This is a genomic window from Mycobacterium asiaticum (assembly GCF_001673365.1).
Lineage (GTDB): Bacteria > Actinomycetota > Actinomycetes > Mycobacteriales > Mycobacteriaceae > Mycobacterium > Mycobacterium asiaticum_A.
Window position 1 is genome coordinate 60843 of the sequence record NZ_LZLS01000012.1, and the last position, 17167, is coordinate 78009.

Below are 17167 nucleotides of genomic sequence, written 5' to 3' on the forward strand. Positions count from 1 at the left end.
TCATGAACGGCACACCCGACGAGCCTTTCGAAGCTCTGCTGCGCTACCTACGCGACTCGCGCGGCTTCGACTTCACCGGCTACAAACGAACGTCGCTGATGCGCCGCGTCCGCCACCGAATGGAACATGCCGGGTACTCCACTTTCGAGGAATATCTCGACGTACTGCAGGCCAGTTCGGACGAGTTCGCTGCCCTGTTCAATACGATCCTGATCAACGTCACAGCCTTTTTCCGCGACCCCGAAGCGTGGGACTTCGTCAGCAGCGACGTCATTCCGCGGCTCTTGGCCGAGCGCGGACCCGACGATCCCATCCGGGTGTGGAGCGCGGGCTGTGCGTCTGGCCAGGAGGCCTACACGCTGGCCATGCTGTTGACCGAGGCAATGGGTGCCGACGCCTTCCGACAGCGCGTCAAGATCTACGCCACCGATATCGACGAGGAAGCGCTGACCGACGCTCGAACGGCCTCCTATGACGCCAAAGCGATCGAGTCGGTGCCGGCGGAGTTGCTGGGACGCTACTTCGAGCAGGTCAACGGCCGGTACCTGTTTCATAAGGACCTGCGGCGGGCGGTGATCTTCGGCCGTAACGACTTGGTCAAGGACGCGCCGATTTCGCGCGTCGATCTGCTGGTGTGCCGCAACACGCTGATGTATCTAAACGCCGAAACTCAACGAAATGTGTTGGGCCGGTTGCATTTTGCTCTTGCCCCGCAGGGCACGCTGTTCCTCGGTCACGCGGAGATGCTGCTGAGCCACAGCGACCGCTTCACTCCGTTGAGCCTCAAGAACCGCATATTCCGCAAGGCAGTCGGATCCCGCAGCGGCGCGGACCGCTATGACCCGGCCGCGACGTTTTTCGATCGACACGGTGAACTGCCCGGTTTGACCACGGTGCGTGAATTGGCTTTCCGCGCAAGTCCGGTCGCTCAGCTCGTGGTCACCGGCGAGGACACCATCGCAATGATCAACCAGCAGGCCGAGACGGTATTCGGATTGTCGGCACGCGACATCGGTCGGTTGCTCCGCGATCTGGAGGTTTCCTACCGTCCGATCGAGTTGCGGACCTACCTAGAGCAGGCCAAGGTAGATCGACGTCCAGCACGGATACCGGACGTGAATGGCAGCGTCCGGGCGCGGAAACCGTGTGGTTCGAGATCCACATCAACCCACTCGTCGACGCCGAAAACGGCTTACTCGGAGTCTCGATCGTATTCTTCGACGTCACGGCGACGCGGGCGCTGCTCGACAAGCTGGTCCAGACGAATCGCCAGCTCGAGGCCGCCTATGAAGAGCTGCAGTCCACCAACGAGGAACTCGAGACGACCAACGAAGAACTGCAGTCCACGGTCGAGGAACTCGAAACCACCAACGAGGAATTGCAGTCCACCAACGAAGAACTCGAAACCATGAACGAGGAGCTGCAGTCCACCAATGACGAGCTGCACACCATCAACGACACGCTGCGCGAACGCAGCATCGAGTTGGACGATGCGAAAAATTTCCTCAATTCGCTAATCAACTCGGTCCAACTCGGCATGGTGGTGGTGGACCGGGAGATGCGCGTGGTGGTGTGGAATCGTGGCTGCGAAGACCTGTGGGGGCTTCGAGCTGACGAAACGGTAGGCACCACTCTGACGTCGCTGGATTTCGGGCTTCCCATGGCCAGCGTGCGGCCTCTGATCGGCAACGCGTTCGTCGATTCCGACAGCTCGGCCGATACGACGGTCGATTCAGTCAACCGCCGCGGTCGACCGACTCGGGTCCGCATCACCTGCACCTCGTTCCGCACCCCGGAGGGCGGCGTGGGCGGGGCGCTGCTGCTCATGGAGGTCGTGGCCTGATGTAGGCGCTTGTCGGCCCTGGCTCGGGGGTCGCAGCCTATCCGCAAAGCGAAACTATTGGTCACTTCCGTTTATGAGTTATTGGGTTCGGTAACCCATCGATGGTGAGTTGGCTCGTAAGAAGTGACAAGTGAAAATTGCCGTCGTCTGGGGCGACGACGCGTGTTCGGGTTGCGGCGACCTCGTCGACACCGACATAGCCGGAGAGTGGGGCCAGCTGTGCGCGGCCCTGGCAAGCCACGGGCATGTCGTGACTACCCACCCCCGCCCGGCCGGCATCGGTCCGACCCTGCCCAAGTCCGCGGCCGAGGTGTTGCCTTTCGTCGGCGAGTGGGCCGGCCAACTAGACCAGCTGTGGTCGTCGGAGCCGCCCGACGTTGTGCATGCGTTCGGGTGGCTGGGCGGTTTGGCCGCTCAACTGGCCGCGCGTCGGCATCAGCGGCCCATCGTCCAGAGCTTCCACGGGTTGGCGGCGACGATGGGGCCCGGCGCCGGCGTCGAGCGGACCCGCCTCGAACCGCTGCTGATCCGAAATGCTTCGTGGGTGACCGGGGGCAGCGACACAGAACTCGACGCGCTTACCCGAATACGACGCAGCAGGGCCCAACTTTCGGTGTTCTCCGTGGGCGTCGACGTCGACCGGTATGCGCCCGCCGGCCCAAGGCCAGCCGACGGTACGCACCGTGTACTGCAGCTAGGACCAAACATTAGCGCACACAACGGTTTTCATCGAACCATCGGAATCCTACCGAGAATTCCGCACACGGAGTTGGTCATCGCGGAGCGGCATGCTCCGGGGGGCGACCGCGAGCGGAATCTAGCTGCACTCAAGCGGCTGGCCACCGAGCTAGGCGTGGGTGAACGGGTCCACTTCACGGGAACCGTTGCCGCTGAGGAGATCCCGGCACTGCTACGTTCGACCGACGTGGTCGCGTGTACTCCCCAACACGCGCCACGGGCGACCACGGCCCTCGAAGCCATGGCCAGTGGCGTGGTTGTCGTAGCGGTGGCGGTCGACGCACTGATCGATACCGTGGTCAACGGAGTCACGGGGCTCCTGGTATCGCCCACCAAGCCAATCGAATTGGCCAACTCGTTGAAGTCACTTCAGAAACAACGCTTTCAACGCGAAAGCATGGGTTCAGCCGGTCGTTCCAGAGTGCTGTCGCGGTTCACCTGGGACCGCATCGCGCTGGACGCATTGAACATCTACCACCAAGCGAGTTCGCAGCGTGCGTCCGCACGGTCGGCAAGTCACGCACGTAGCGCCTTAGCCTAGGACGACGTCACCATGACAACCGCGACCAGCAGAGCAGACGGCGTGAACACCGACCGGATGTCCGACACGCGCGCCGCGGACGCAGTGCGTTACGAAAAGTTCCATACCGCCGATTCCGAATCAGCCAGACGCTTCTTCGCCAGCGCTTATCCTCCGGGATGGCGGATCACCAGCCTGGCCAACGGGTCGTCGGTCAGCCACCGGCGCTTTGCCACCGACTCGGTCACCGTAGACGAGTTGTTGATCGAGGGCCGGATGGGTTGCGAAATCCGTACCTCCGACGCGGTCGTGGTTGTACATCCGCGGGCGGGATCGCTGACGTTAGCCGGTAACTCCGCGCGGCGAGTGGACACCCCCGTCATCGCGGCCGACGACTTGCCGTGCGCAATTCAGGCCGACACAGCACGATTTCACGTCGTCAGCATGAATCAGCGGCAATTGAGCCAGTCCGCCGCCGACCGGAGCGGGCCGCTGCCGCAATCCATTCGATTCGCGAGTTGCCGGCCGTGCTCCGCCGCGATGACCCACGCCTGGACCCGGGCGCTGGATTACGTTGTCGCCAGTTTCTCCTACGCGGAGACCGCACAGCACCCCCTGATCGTCGGCGCGGGCGCCCAACTACTGGGTGCCGCGCTGCTCGAGTGCTTCCCGTCCAACGTCAACGACGGCCAAGATCTGTTGCGCAATCCCTCGGTCCCACCGACCCTGAAAGGCGCGATCTCATTCATCCATCGCCATGCGGGGGACGGGATCGGCGTCAACGACGTCGCAGACGCGCTCCGCATGACCTCACGAGCGGTTCAGTATCTGTTCCGCCACCACCTCGACACGACACCGACGGAATACTTGCGCCGCGTACGACTCCACCGCGCACACCAAGACCTGGTGGGCAGCGACCGCTCCACGACCACCGTCAGCGAAGTCGCGCAGCGATGGAGTTTCGCTCATACCGGTCGCTTCGCCGCCCTGTATCGCAGGACCTACGGTCAGAGTCCGCACGCCACCCTCCAACAGTGACGCGCTAAAGGCCTTCGCGCATCCGGAGCAACCGGTCGACGCGGTCAGCCGCGTCGTCACCGTCATGGTCGGGTGCGGTGATTTCCTGGACGACCCGTTCGGCTATGTCACGCAGCTTGACGTTCGATTCCTGCGACAGCTTGACCAGCAAGTCGAACGCCGACTCAGCGTTGACCGCGTGCCGCAACATCAAGATGCCCATCGCCTGGTTGATGACCGCACGCCGGGCATCAACCGCCAGCAGCGCCTCGCTCAGGTGCTTTTGTAGATCGGCGTCGAACTGATCGGTTATGTCGACGTAGAACCCGGCGATGCCCTTCAGCCGGCCGTCGGGCCCGGCGAACCGGTCTCCGACCACTACCACCACATGGGTCTCACCCCTGGCATCGATAATTCGGTGGCGGCTACTGAACGGAACACCGTGTCGGCGCACCTGATCGACGAGTTCGGGGATCGTCGGCTTGTCGTCGGGGTGTTTGTGCTTCAGCAGCAACTCAGAGGTCGGTTGCACGGTGCCCGGTTCGTACCCGTGCATCCGCGCGACCTCATCCGACCACTCCCAGCGGTCCTCACGGGCCAGGTAGCGAAATCTCCCTACCAGGGGCCAGCGGCGACCTCTCTTTCGCCGCGAATCTGCGCACATCGTGCCCATGCTATTCCGCCCCGTCCGGCCAGATCGCACAATGCCGTGTCCAGGCGTACCAGTCGTTCGCATTTTGGATATCGTCCCGGCGGGCGAAGTCGGCGCTACGCCGTCTTGGCCAGAGCCGAAGATCCAGAGGCGCTGTCGCCCTTGGCGACTCGCCGGATCAGCCGCCGTGTGGCCTTTTCCAGCACGCCTTGTACGACGTCCGGGCGCTTGGTCCGGCTAGCTCGCCGTACCGCTGCCTCGATGGTTTCGCCCTGCCGGTACCCGGTGACCACCCGAGGGTCCACGTACGAACCGCGGGCCACCGCTGGCGTATTGCCCAACTCCTCGGCAACTTCGCGCATGACCGCAGCCTCGACCCGCTTGGCCACCCGCTGCGACACGGGCGAATCCGCGTCTGCGAACGCCACCGCGGCCAATACCGTGCCATGCCAAGTGCGCAAGTCCTTGACGCTGTAGTCGGCACCCACCAGTTCTTTGAACCGCATGTTGAGATCATCGGCACGAACATCTACCCAGTCCGAACCGTTGCGGCACACCAACAATCGCTCGGAACTACCGCTGCGCCGAAGCAGTGCGCGCACGGCCCGCACAACTTCGGTGTTCTCCACCTCGAAGACGCGTCGCACCCCGCTCTTAGCGGGATAGTCGAATGCGACCGTGTCGCGGCGCACCCGCACATGCTCACACAACAGCGTGGCCAGCCCGTAGGACTCGTTTTCCTCGGCGTACTGCTCGCCGCCGGCCCGGAAGTAACCGAGGTCAAACAGGTGTAACCCCAGCGCAAGTACGCGATCACGGGTCAGTCCGCGCCCGGCCAGGTCGCGGGCGATCTGCTCACGGCACGCCGGCAGTTGCTTGGACAATTCCAGCACCCGGTCGAACTTCTCCTCGGCACGTTCCTGCTGCCAATTCTGGTGGTAGAGATACTGTCGGCGCCCTGCGGCGTCGGTGCCAACGGCCTGGATATGGCCGTTCGGGTAGGGCGAGATCCAGACCTTCTTCCAGGCCGGCGGGATGACCAGATCTTTGATGCGCTGCAACGTGTCCGGGTCGGCCAGCAACTCGCCGTCGGCGCCGTAGTACGCGAAACCCTTCCCGCGCCGTTTGCGCTGGATCCCGGGCTTGTTCAGCACGCTGCGGCGCAGCCTCATGACGCTGACTTACCCACGCGGACAGGCGTTCACACCTCTAGCCGGTGGGCATATCTCGATTGCGCAGCAGCAGCGGCACCAATAGCCAAGAAACCCCGAAGAGCAGCAGCGCACACGCCCCGGCGACGATTCCTGCCGCGCTTCCTGCTACCGCGTGGAAGATGAGCACCGTTACCCCCGTCAGTGCGAGGCCCAGCAGCAGTAGCCCCGCATACGCACAGCGGTGCGCAGCCGACACCAGCACCGAGAGACGATGCCGCCGAAACAACAAGCGATGCAGGCCGACGGGAGCGATCAACAGGACCGTGGCAGCCACCGAGCAGCCCACCGTCGTCAGATAGACAATCCGCATGCTCTGGTTCAGCACGTTGAAACGAGCCTGGAACGGCAACGTCAGCAGAAACCCGGTGAGCAGTTGGACACCGGTTTGCACGACCCGCAACTCCTGCAGCAGGTTCGCCCAATTCCGGTCGAGCCGCTCCAGCTCGGTTTCGCCGCGTTCGCGGCTATCCCACTGCTGATCCCGCTCCGGATGATCGACATCCATGAGCCAGATCATTCCACTCGCGAACGCCGAACGACCCGCCACTGGAGTGTGACGGGTCGTCATGGGCGTGCGAGAAGGAATTAGCCTGCCATGAACTCGTGGTAGGCCGATTCCAGATGCCCTGGGAGGGCGGTTACGTTGCACTGCCGCTCGGTGTCGCCGATCGGCGCCAGGATCCCGCGCAGGTCGTAGTACTCGTTGGGATGCGCGGTGAAGTAGCTCCGGATGTTGGCAGCGGCCTCGCCCCGCGGCTGGCCGTAGGCGGACGAAACCACCTGGTGGGCGCCGGGGTGTGTGGCCAGGTACTGCTGTGCCGCGTCGGTCACCGAGGAGACGGTGGCGTTGACCCCTTCCGGGCTGCAGTCGGGTGCGGCCGCGGCCGAAGGTGCGCCAACAGTGGCAATTGCGAATCCCCCGAGCAGACAACCGGCGCTGAGGCCGGCGATCCGGCGGCGAGCGACGATACTGCTGAATTTCATAATGAGTGTTCCTCCGAATGAGTGAACCGATCGAGTGGGGCGCCCGAATCCCCGAAATCCAAAGTAGCGGAGACGAAAACGCTCTTTTGGCGATGTTCGCGCACAACGAACACGCGTATCGCGACGGTGCCGGCAAATGTGTGACGCGAGCAACTGAAGTGACATAATTAGCTAAACGAACGACTAAATGAATCGACAGAAAATGAGAAATCTTAGAAATGGGGGCCGGTTCTTAGGAAACTGTGACGTCGATTCGTGACGTAACCGTTATCCCCGCACGGCCCGCAGCGCTGCTCAGCAGGGGCCTAGCGGCTGAGCTTGCCTTCCCGAACCCCGGTCAACGCGTCTTCCAGCGTCGGGTACAACGGGAAAGTCTTGTCCAGACCGGTCAGGTGAATGGGCCGTCGGGTCGCCGGGCCGCGGGCCACCACGCCGAACTCCGCGGAATCGCCCAGTTTCTCGTAGGTGGCCGCCAAAATCTTCAAACCCACCGAACCGAGGAACTCCACCGCGGACAGATCGATAACGAGCGCCCTGGGATTGTCCACGACCACGCCGGCGATGGCTTCCTCGAGGGCCGGAGCGGTGACTAGGTCAATTTCGCCGCCGATACTGAGCACGACGACCCCGTCATGGTCTGCGACGGTGGCGGTGATCGAATCAGGAGCTGACAATTGGCGATCCTTCAGTCCGGGCCTCACAACTACGCAACTGTGCTGCAAGCCTAGCCTGCTGCGCTTACCGCGAGAAGAAGAAGACCTCAACACGTCCCACGTCACAGCCCACGCTAATCTCCCAGGAGTGGCTGCGCCCCGCGGAGCGCGACTAGCATTTCGTCAGCCATAGCCGGGTTGGTGGGCTTGGAGGGCTTGGAGGCTTGGAGGGCCACATGTCAGATTCGCCGACAGATTCCAGCGGCACCGGCACCAGCGCTACAGAAGGCTTGCTTCCGCAGCTAGTGCAGCACCTGAGGCGAAATCGGACAGCGCTGCGTGAAGAGTGGGCCCGCCGGATCACCGAGGCGGAGCTGCTCACCGCGATGACCCCGGAGGAGATCTTTTCCGAGGCGACCGCGGTGTACGACAACTACGTCGAGGTGCTCGAGACCGGTAGCGTCGAGGCGCTGCAGGACTACGCTCGCGACCTCTCCGAACGCATCATTCCCCGCGGCGTGGAAACCGATGAGGTGCTCGGCATCGTGCTGCTCCTGCGCGACGTGCTGGCGCGGTCGTTGTTCGAGAAGTATCAGGCCGAGTTCGACATGCTCAACCGGGTGCTGGACGCCTACGAGCCGGCGGCCAACCGAATCGCCAATACCGTGGGCGTGAGCTTCGTGCAGGAGCGCGAGCGCATCATCCGCCAACAGCAGGAAGCCATCCGCGAGCTGTCGACGCCGGTTCTGCAGGTGCGCGAGCAGTTGCTGATCCTGCCGATCATCGGCGTGCTGGACAGCCAGCGGGCCCGCCAGGTCACCGAGCAACTGTTGCGGGCGATCCGGGCCAACCGCGCAAAGGTGGTCGTCATCGACATCACCGGTGTGCCGACCATCGACTCCACGGTGGCAAACCACCTGGTGCAGACGGTCGACGCGTCCGGGCTGATGGGCGCGAGCGTGATCATCACCGGCCTGTCCTCGGAGATCGCTCTGACGCTGGTGACGATCGGGCTGGATCTATCGAAGATGAATGCCGTCGGCGACTTGCAAGGCGGTATAGAAGAAGCCGAGCGTCTGCTGGGTTACGAAGTCACCCGCACCGGCGAGTAAGCCCCCAGTAGGCCATGCCAGTACCCATTTTGAAACAAGGCGCGATCTTGATCGCGACGGTTCAGGCAGCACTGACCGACTCCGACACCGAGCGGTTGCGCGAAGACCTCATGGAACGGGTCAGCCGGTTCCGCGCTCAGGGGATCGTTGTCGACGTCACAGCCATCGACGTGATGGATTCGTTCGCGGCCCGCTCGCTGCGCACCATCGCGCACATGACGCGGTTGCGCGGGGCAACCACCGTGATCGTGGGCCTGCAGCCAGAGGTCGCCTTTGCCATGGTTCAACTCGGGCTGGCCTTCGACGACATGAGCACCGCGCTTGACCTCGAAGAAGGCATAGCGCTGCTGAACAGACAATTGGGGCTGGGCCTGATCTTGGGCAAGACGGTGATCGGGCGCGACGGTGGCGGGTGAGACCGTGGTCGCGATCAACAACTCCGACGACATCGTTGCCGCCCGCAAGGCCGGCCACCAACTCGCGCTTGACCTCGGATTCTCGCTGACCGACGTCACCATGATCGCGACCGCGATCTCCGAAATCGCGCGCAACATCACCAGCTACGCCGGTCGCGGCGAGGTCCGCGTCGCAATCGCCGACCGCGAGGGCCGCAAGGCGCTGGTGGTCCGCGCCGAGGATGACGGGCCCGGCATCGCCGACCTCGACCGCGCCATGGAAGACGGGTACACCACCGGCCGTGGACTCGGCATGGGGTTGCCGGGCGCCCGCCGGCTGATGGATCGGCTGATTGTGGAGTCGGCGCTCGGCCGCGGCACGGTCATCGAGATGTGGAAATGGGTACCGGCCCGTGCCTGACGCCGCCCGATCGGCGGGCCGATTCGGACCGATCGAGTGGGCGACAGCAAGTCGCTCGCGTCCCGGCGAGCAGCAGTGCGGGGACCAGGCCGTCGCGGTGGAGATCGACGGCGAAACCGCACTGTTCGGGGTGCTGGACGGCCTGGGTCACGGACCCGCTGCGGCCACCGCCGCGCTGGCAGGCGTCGATACCCTCAAAGGCGCGCGAGGTGAACGTCCAGAGGTTCTGGTGCAGCTTTGCCATCGCGTGCTGACCGGGACCAGGGGTGCCGCGATGACGTTGGCTCGCATCGATTTTCACACCGACAAGTTGAGCTGGACGGGTATCGGCAACGTCACCGCCAACCTGGTCGCCAAGAGCGTCAGCGGCGTCCAGATCCGTTCCAGTGCCCGCCTGGTTGGCGGCATTGTCGGTTATCGGATACCGGAAACCCGTCCCGCTCAAGTGGTTTCGATACGCACCGGTGACCTGCTGGTCATAACCAGTGACGGCATCGCCGCGGGCCACCTGGACCACATCGATTTCGCGGCTTCCGCCGCCGATATCGCCGAACAGATCCTCGCCAAGCACGCCAAGGAAACCGACGACGCCACCGTGCTCGCCGCGCGGCACCGGGGTATCTCCGCATGACCTACACCCCCGAGTTCCACGAGCAGTACGTCACGGCGCTGCACAGCTACGTCGACACCCGCGACGAGGACAGCCTGGCCGTCGGCTACGAGCTAGGCCGCCGGGCACTGCAGGAACAAATCAGCATGCTCGACATCATCGAGAACCATTTCCGGCAGATCGATGAGCGTTCCAAGCGGTCCCCCGTCGACGGCGCGACCGCGCTGGAGTTCCTGTTACAGACGCTGGCCGCGCTCGACGTCGCCACGCGCGGATTCCTGGACGGCACGAAACGGTACGCCGAAGAACGGGCCCGCGCCGAGGACCTTGCCGATCGGGACAAGTTCCGCACCGCGCTGGTGAATTCTCTGCAGGAAGGCTTCTTCGTCGCCGACGGTGATGGAGCGGTGTTCGAGATGAACAGCGCGTTCGCCGAGATCCTCGGCTACCCCCCGGAGGGGCAGCCATATCGGTGGCCACACCCCTGGCTGATCGACAAGTCGACGGCGGCCGACCAGCAACGGCGGGTCCGCCAAGAAGGCAGCGCCGAGTACGAGATGCCGATACGGCACCGGGACGGCCATCTGGCCTGGGTTGCGGTGAGCATCAACGCGGTTCGTGGGCCCGGTGGTGAAGCCGGCGTGTACGTGGGCACGGTTCGTGACGTCACCGCGGAGCGGGCCTTCGCCGCCCGGGAAAGCGCCGTGCTGCGACTGGCCACCACGGTGAGCGTGGCCAAGAGTGTGGCCGAGGTGCTGTCCATCACCCTCGACGAGTGCCGCACCGCGGTGGATGTGCATCGCGTGGTCGCGGTGATGTGGCCTCCGGGCGACGGTGAACCGACCGTGGTGGTAGCGGGTGAGCCAGTTGAAACCAGTTGGCGCACAATGGATCCGCGTTTGCGTGAGATCTTCACCGACGCTCGGCACCAGTTGCCGTTGACGGCGAAGACGGTCGAATGGCCGGATGCCCCGGGCAAGACGCATGGTTTGGTCGCGATGCTCTCCGGCACCGGGGATGTGGCGTTGTGGTTGGAGCTTGCAGCGCCACGCTGGGTGAGCGGCGAGGACAAACTGCTGGTGACGGTGCTCATCGGTCATTTGAGTCTGGCCATCCAGCATGTGCGCCAGTTCGAGAGCGCCCGCGAGACGTCGCTGACACTGCAGCGTGCAATGCTGCCGCCGATGACGCCCCCGCCGGGGTTCGCGGTGCGCTATGAACCCGCGGTTTTGCCGCTGGAGATCGGCGGCGACTGGTACGACGTACTGCAGATCGACGACCACCGCATCGGGATCGTAGTCGGTGACTGTGTGGGCCGCGGATTGCCGGCCGCCGCGATCATGGGTCAGCTACGCAGTTCGGCTCGGGCACTGCTACTCACCGGCGCCAAACCCGCGGTGCTGCTCGAACAACTCGACGCTGCCGCGTCGCTCATTCCGGATGCTTACTGCACCACGGTGTTTCTGGCGATACTCGACACCACCTCCGGGTTGCTCGAATACAGCAACGCGGGCCATATGCCGGCCGTGCTGGCCGGGGTCCGATCTGAGCAGGGCGACCAAACGGTGATGCTCACCGATGCCAGCTCTGTACCACTTGCGGTCCGTCGCAACGAGACTCGTCCACAATCCGCGCGGGTCTTGGCCCCGGGCGCGACGCTGGCGTTGTTCACCGACGGCCTGGTAGAGCGCAAGCACGAGGCGATAGACGAAGGCCTCGCCCGGGTCGCCGAAGTGTTGACCAATTCGGCTCACCTGCCGGTCGATGAGGTCGCAGATGTGGTGCTCGATCAGTTGTCGCCCGCGGCCGGATACGACGATGACGTCGCGATGGTGGTCTATCGCCACGAGCTGGCCCCGCTGCGCATCGAAACCGACGCCACACCAGAACAATTGGCTCCCATCCGGCGAAAGATGACGCCGTGGCTGCGGGCCGGCGGTGTCTCCGAAGAACAGATCGCGGACATCGTGCTGGTGGTCAGCGAGGCGTGCACCAACTGTGTCGAGCACGCCTATGTCGGTCACGAGACCGGGAGAATCGTGCTGGAGATGGACGTCAACGGCGACGTTATCAGGGCACGGATCACCGATACCGGCTCCTGGAAGCCGCCGGCGGCAGATCCCGGTAACAGTGGCCGGGGGCTGCCGCTGATGCGTGCCATGAGTGAGTCCATGGAGGTGGAACGCAGCGGCGATGGAACCACGATCGAGGTCGTATTCCGTTTGTCACCGGGCCACGAGGGTAACTGATGATAGTGACCCGCATGTCGATGCTCGCTGACCCTGCCTTGCCCGCTGCGCACGGTCCGCTGTCGACTGCCGTGCGTCGCACCTTGACGTCCCCACCCGGGCGCGAGCAGAGCGGGCGCATCAGCGCCTCGGTGCGTGACGCCGATCCTTACGGGCTTGACCTGCAGTTGGCGCTGTACATGTGCTACGAACTGCACTACCGGGGGTTTGCCTCGGTGGATCCGGACTGGGAGTGGAATCCCGCGCTGCTGGCGCTGCGTGCGGAAATGGAGCGGGTTTTCCTGGCTGGCGTGCGCCGTGATGTCGGCCCGATCGAACCCGATCACACTGCGCTGGCAGAGATGGATGCGATCTCACTCGAACCCCGCGACGGCACTGGCCCGTCCTACTACCTGCGCGACAGCGGAACCTGGGAGCAGATGCGCGAATACTTTGTGCACCGTTCGCTCTACCACCTCAAAGAGGCCGATCCGCATGCGTTCGCAATTCCGCGCCTGACCGGCACCGCCAAAGCGGCGTTCGTCGCGGTCGAGTTCGACGAGTACGGGGCGGGGCGGGGTCCGCGGATGCACCAGCAACTGTTCGCCGACCTGCTGGAAGCGGCAGGCCTGGACTCGACGTACTTGGGTTACCTGGACGCCGTGCCGGCCGAGTCGTTGGCGGCGGTGAACCTGATGTCGCTATTCGGTTTGCACCGGAAGTTACGAGGCGCGGCAGTGGGACATTTCGCGTCGACGGAGATCACCTCCCCGCCGGGCTCACGGCGAATGGTCGATGCGTTGCAACGGATGCAGGCACCGGCGGAATGCGTCGAGTTCTACCGCGAGCACGTGGAAGCCGACGCGGTGCACGAACACGTGGTGCGACTGGACGTGGTCGGCGACCTGGTTGCTCGCGAACCCCACCTGGAGCAAGACGTCGTCTTCGGCATCCGCGCACACGCAGCGGTCGAGGACCGACTGGCTGACGCGATTATGGCCGCGTGGGAGCGGGGGGAGTCGTCGCTGCGCCAGCCGCTCAGCTGAGCATTTGCTTGACTTTGGTGCTGCGGCAGCGCCGGTGGCTGGTGTCGCACAACGGATAGTCCTGGCTGCGCCGACAGGTGCAGATGGCCACCATGAACCGGTCGGAATCCACGACAGCGCCGTCGGGCATCTCGATGCGCGCCGGGCCGGAGACCAGCACCGGCCCATTCGGTATGACCTGTACCCGCGTCGTACTCACGGCTTGTCGGCCCGGATCACCACAATTTCCTCCTCACGGCAGCCGCGCGCGATCTGACCGGTCTCCTCCAGCCACTGCGCTCGTGCCGTCAGCACCGGGCCGAACGGGATTCGTTGCGATGCAACGACATTCGCATCCATACCGGTTGCCCGTAGGGAATCCACTGTTTGTTGAGTACCGGCCAGGGCCGAATGTACCAGCAACAGCGAACCACCGTTGTCCAGAAGTTCGGGTGCGGACTCACACAGCGGGTCGAGCACCAGACGTCCATCGGGGCCGGCGTTCCAAGCCCACGACGGTCCGGCGCTAGGCGATATCTCTTCGCTGTCGTCGACGGGTGGAGTCGGTACGTAGGGCGGGTTGGCGACGACCACGTCGAACGGTGCGTGCTCGAGGGCTACCGCCCAAGAACCCTGTCGCACATCGACGTCGACACCCGCACTCGTTGCGTTGCCTCGGGAATACCTCACCGCGTGCGGACAGATGTCGTACGCAGTTATGCTGGCACAGCCCATTTCGGCCGCGGATATCGCGACGAAGCCGCTGCCGGTGCAAAGATCGAGAACCTTGCGACGCGGGATGAGTTTGGTTCGTCGCATTGTCTCCACGAGCAGGAATGAGTCGTATTGCGGCTGGTACACCGTTTCGGTGACTAGCGAATCCGCCGGCGCTGGGTACGTGGTCGTCACGGCAAACCTTTCTCGACCGGTGCAATCCTGCCGTGGCGATCACGGCTCGGCCTGTTTAATGCCCGCAAATTTCTGGGTTAAAACGCAATGTCATTAGGCCAAGTCATTAAGCCGAGCCAGCCCGCTGCCGAGACAATTCTTTGAGAATCGTTGCGCAGAAGGCTTCCAGGTCTTTTGGCGATCGGCTGGTAATCAAATTGCCGTCCACCACTACTTCTTCGTCGACAACGCGGCCTCCCGCGTTGCGCAGATCGGTGCGGATACTCGGATAGGAGGTCAACCGGCGGCCGGCGACCACGCCGGCTTCTACCAAAGTCCACGGCCCGTGGCAGATCGCGGCTACGGGTTTGCCGGAGTCGACGAAGTCGCGCACGAACGACACCGCCGTTTTGTCCGCACGCAGCTTGTCCGGATTGACGGTGCCACCGGGTAGGACCAAGCCGTCATAATCGGTGACGGACGCATCCGACACCGCACGGTCGACCGCGAAGGTACCGGCGGGTTCCAGATCGTGATTGCGGGCCTCGATTTCGCCGGTTTCCAGTGACAGAACCTCGACTTTTGCCCCCGCCTGTTGCAACGCGTCACGCGGCTGCTCCAGTTCGACCTTCTCTACGCCGTCGGCGGCGAGAATCGCAATTCTTTTGCCTTCCAACTCGTTTGACATCGCTGATACTCCTCACGGATTGAGAACAACCTTGGTGCAACTGTCCTGTTTGTGTTTGAAGATTTCGTAGCCGTGGGGAGCCTCGTCCAGACGCATATGGTGGCTGATGATCACGGTGGGGTCGATGTCGCCGTTGCGGATGCGCTCCAACAGTGGACGCATGTAGCGGTGCACGTGGCACTGTCCAGTCTTGATGGTCAACGACCGGTTCATGACGGCGCCGATCGGGAACTTGTCCATCATCCCGCCGTAGACGCCGACCACCGAGATAGTGCCGCCGTTGCGACAGCTCATTGCCGCTTCTCGAAGCGCGTGCGGCCGTTCGGTTTCCAGCCGCGCGGCCTGCTTCACCCGGTCGTAAGCGTCGACGACGGTAGACCCGCTACGGGCCTCCATCCCGACCGCGTCGATGCAGTGGTCCGGCCCCCGTCCGGCCGTCATCTCGCGTAACTCGCCGAGCACGGACGTCTCACTGAAGTTCAGCGGGATAGCGCCCAATCGCTCGGCGAGGTCCAACCGGTACGGCACCTTGTCTATGGCGATCACTTGCGAAGCGCCCAGCAGAATCGCACTCGCCACCGCGAACAGTCCAACCGGACCGGCGCCCCATACCGCGACGACGTCGCCCGGGGTGATGCCACACATCTCGGCGCCCATATAGCCGGTGGGAAAGATGTCGGAAAGGAACAGCACCTGGTCGTCGGTGAGATCGTCTTCGATCTTCAGCGGGCCGATGTCGGCAAACGGTACGCGGGCGTATTCCGCTTGCCCGCCGGCGAATCCGCCCAGCATGTGCGAATAGCCGAAAAGGCCGGCGGGGGAATGCCCCATCAATTTCTCGGCGATTCCAGCGTTGGGATTGGAGTTTTCGCACAGCGAGTACAGGTCGCGATCGCATGCAGAACACGCCCCGCAGGCAATGGGAAACGGCACGACCACTCGGTCACCGACCGCGAGATTGTCCACTCCCTTACCGACTTCGACTACCTCGCCCATGAATTCGTGGCCGAGAATGTCGCCGTGCTTGACGGTAGGGATGTATCCGTCGTAAAGGTGCAGATCCGAACCGCAGATCGCGGTCGAGGTGACCCGCACGATCGCGTCTCGATCGTTGAGGATCTTTGGGTCCGGAACCGATTGCACCTCAACACTATTGCGTCCCGCCCAAACGGTAGCCCGCATGATTACGCTCCCTTGCCGGCCGGTTGGGCGGCCTGTTGATGCATTTGCCGGTACGCGACGGTCCCCTCCGGGGATCCGTCGGAACGCAGAACCTGGCCCGTTTCCAAGATCTGCTTGAATCGACGTAGGTCGTCGTTGACTTGCTGTTCGGGCGACTCGCCGAGCAACGTCGCCACGACTTTGCCCAATGCGCCCGCGGGCATCTGATAGGCGATCGTCACCCGCACCTCAGTGCCTTTGTCGGAGTTGTCGGGTGTGAAGTCGACCGATCCGCTGTTCTGTATTCCCGAGTCCGCCAACGATTGCCACGCTATCCGTTTGCCGGGCAGGTCTTCGATGATCCGCGCGTCCCAGTGCACGGGCTCGCCCACCGGCGCGTTGGCGACCCAATGTGACCGGCCATCGGCCTCCGCGCTAACCGACTTGAGGTGGTACATGAACTCGGGCAGATTTTCCAGGTTGCGCCAGAAGCTGTAAACGTATTCGGGCGAACGCATTACGGTAATCGCGGCACGCACCGTCTGGTGGCGTTCGCCCCCGCTGTGCCGTCCACCTTCGTCCGTCCGGGTGGTGCGCAGGGCGGCGTAGAGGTCTGCCGCGCCGATCGCGGTGAGGACGCTCAGTGCGGCTATGCCGCGGCGACGCCGCCCCGGGCCGCGGCGGAGCACACCGGCTGCCAGGACAGCGGTGTCCAGTACGTCACCGGCAACACGCGTCCAAACCAGCTTGTCCGGGCCGGCCAGCAGTGCGGCCGCATGCCCGCATTCGCGAACGCCTAATGCGCGAATCACCTTGCGTGCCGTAGGCGTTTCGTCGACGCCGGCAACCGCAGCAACTCTTCCCGGCGCCAAAATTTCAGTGAGACCGAGACCCAGACTCGTTACTCCGAGTCCTTTCACCAACGCGGTCGTATTGCCGTCCGTGGAAGCATTCATCACCAAACTCCTTGTGCCACGGAACCATTCCAGTAGCTAACGAATCCATACCCGCCCGCCCG

18 protein-coding genes and 1 pseudogene are annotated in these 17167 nt (G+C 63.8%); 9 read left to right on the forward strand and 10 right to left on the reverse strand.

The features are described from left to right. Positions 1-2: 2 nt before the first annotated feature. From A5634_RS01910 to A5634_RS01920, 3 genes and pseudogenes are all read left to right on the forward strand, one after another. Positions 3-1843, forward strand: a pseudogene (locus tag A5634_RS01910) (CheR family methyltransferase). A 130-nt stretch (positions 1844-1973) separates the two neighbouring features. Then, positions 1974-3122 (forward strand): glycosyltransferase, encoded by a 1149-nt coding sequence (locus tag A5634_RS01915; RefSeq protein ID WP_253861449.1) that lies wholly within the window; start codon positions 1974-1976, stop codon positions 3120-3122. Positions 3123-3134: 12 nt separating this feature from the next. Then, positions 3135-4139: a helix-turn-helix transcriptional regulator gene (locus tag A5634_RS01920; RefSeq protein WP_253861450.1), complete on the forward strand. Its 1005-nt coding sequence runs from the start codon at positions 3135-3137 to the stop codon at positions 4137-4139. 4 nt (positions 4140-4143) lie between these two features. Here the strand turns inward: A5634_RS01920 and A5634_RS01925 are convergent, their stop codons facing one another. The 5 genes from A5634_RS01925 to A5634_RS01945 all read right to left on the reverse strand — a co-directional run bounded on the left by A5634_RS01925 (position 4144) and on the right by A5634_RS01945 (position 7642). Continuing rightward, positions 4144-4782 carry a PAS and ANTAR domain-containing protein gene (locus tag A5634_RS01925; protein WP_065142415.1) on the reverse strand — a complete coding sequence of 213 codons (639 nt, stop codon included), beginning with the start codon at positions 4780-4782 and terminating at the stop codon, positions 4144-4146. A 104-nt stretch (positions 4783-4886) separates the two neighbouring features. Next, positions 4887-5942 carry a DNA topoisomerase IB gene (locus A5634_RS01930; protein ID WP_065142385.1) on the reverse strand — a complete coding sequence of 352 codons (1056 nt, stop codon included), beginning with the start codon at positions 5940-5942 and terminating at the stop codon, positions 4887-4889. A gap of 37 nt (positions 5943-5979) precedes the next feature. Further along, positions 5980-6489, reverse strand: coding sequence for a DUF6328 family protein (locus A5634_RS01935; protein WP_065142416.1), 510 nt, complete (start codon positions 6487-6489; stop codon positions 5980-5982). An 80-nt stretch (positions 6490-6569) separates the two neighbouring features. Further along, entirely contained in the window at positions 6570-6968 is a 399-nt protein-coding gene (locus A5634_RS01940) for a heme-binding protein (protein WP_065142386.1), read from the reverse strand. Between the two features lie 305 nt (positions 6969-7273). Beyond that, a complete protein-coding gene (locus tag A5634_RS01945) occupies positions 7274-7642 on the reverse strand; it encodes an STAS domain-containing protein (RefSeq protein WP_065142387.1) in 369 nt (122 codons plus the stop codon). 215 nt (positions 7643-7857) lie between these two features. On the opposite strand from A5634_RS01945, the gene A5634_RS01950 reads away from it, so the two are divergent. Genes A5634_RS01950 through A5634_RS01975 form a run of 6 tightly spaced genes read left to right on the forward strand, consistent with a single transcriptional unit; the run spans position 7858 to position 13433 of the window. Further along, the gene (locus A5634_RS01950; protein WP_065142388.1) at positions 7858-8733 is read left to right on the forward strand and encodes an STAS domain-containing protein; all 876 of its coding nucleotides are present in this window, start codon (positions 7858-7860) and stop codon (positions 8731-8733) included. Positions 8734-8747: 14 nt separating this feature from the next. Continuing rightward, a complete protein-coding gene (locus tag A5634_RS01955) occupies positions 8748-9149 on the forward strand; it encodes an STAS domain-containing protein (RefSeq protein WP_065142389.1) in 402 nt (133 codons plus the stop codon). Continuing rightward, complete coding sequence (locus A5634_RS01960; RefSeq protein ID WP_065142390.1) at positions 9139-9549, forward strand: anti-sigma regulatory factor; 411 nt, start codon at positions 9139-9141, stop codon at positions 9547-9549. Before A5634_RS01955 ends, A5634_RS01960 begins: the two co-directional genes overlap by 11 nt. Before the next feature lie 31 nt (positions 9550-9580). Next, entirely contained in the window at positions 9581-10180 is a 600-nt protein-coding gene (locus A5634_RS01965; protein WP_065142418.1) for a SpoIIE family protein phosphatase, read from the forward strand. Beyond that, positions 10177-12408 carry a SpoIIE family protein phosphatase gene (locus A5634_RS01970; RefSeq protein WP_065142391.1) on the forward strand — a complete coding sequence of 744 codons (2232 nt, stop codon included), beginning with the start codon at positions 10177-10179 and terminating at the stop codon, positions 12406-12408. The genes A5634_RS01965 and A5634_RS01970 overlap by 4 nt, the downstream gene beginning before the upstream one ends. Beyond that, entirely contained in the window at positions 12408-13433 is a 1026-nt protein-coding gene (locus A5634_RS01975; RefSeq protein ID WP_437339930.1) for an iron-containing redox enzyme family protein, read from the forward strand. Before A5634_RS01970 ends, A5634_RS01975 begins: the two co-directional genes overlap by 1 nt. On the opposite strand, the gene A5634_RS01980 is transcribed toward A5634_RS01975, so the two are convergent. The 5 genes from A5634_RS01980 to A5634_RS02000 all read right to left on the reverse strand — a co-directional run bounded on the left by A5634_RS01980 (position 13426) and on the right by A5634_RS02000 (position 17105). Then, entirely contained in the window at positions 13426-13632 is a 207-nt protein-coding gene (locus A5634_RS01980; protein ID WP_065142392.1) for a CDGSH iron-sulfur domain-containing protein, read from the reverse strand. The two genes, A5634_RS01975 and A5634_RS01980, sit on opposite strands and share 8 nt — an antisense overlap. Next, on the reverse strand, positions 13629-14321 hold the full coding sequence (locus A5634_RS01985; RefSeq protein ID WP_065142393.1) for a HemK2/MTQ2 family protein methyltransferase: 693 nt from the start codon (positions 14319-14321) through the stop codon (positions 13629-13631). Before A5634_RS01985 ends, A5634_RS01980 begins: the two co-directional genes overlap by 4 nt. Positions 14322-14427: 106 nt before the next feature. Further along, positions 14428-14988, reverse strand: a complete 561-nt coding sequence (locus A5634_RS01990; RefSeq protein WP_065142394.1) for a type 1 glutamine amidotransferase domain-containing protein — start codon at positions 14986-14988, stop codon at positions 14428-14430. Between the two features lie 12 nt (positions 14989-15000). Continuing rightward, positions 15001-16170, reverse strand: a complete 1170-nt coding sequence (locus A5634_RS01995; RefSeq protein WP_065142395.1) for a zinc-dependent alcohol dehydrogenase — start codon at positions 16168-16170, stop codon at positions 15001-15003. Positions 16171-16172: 2 nt separating this feature from the next. Then, positions 16173-17105, reverse strand: coding sequence for an SRPBCC family protein (locus tag A5634_RS02000; RefSeq protein ID WP_065142396.1), 933 nt, complete (start codon positions 17103-17105; stop codon positions 16173-16175). Positions 17106-17167 lie beyond the last annotated feature (62 nt).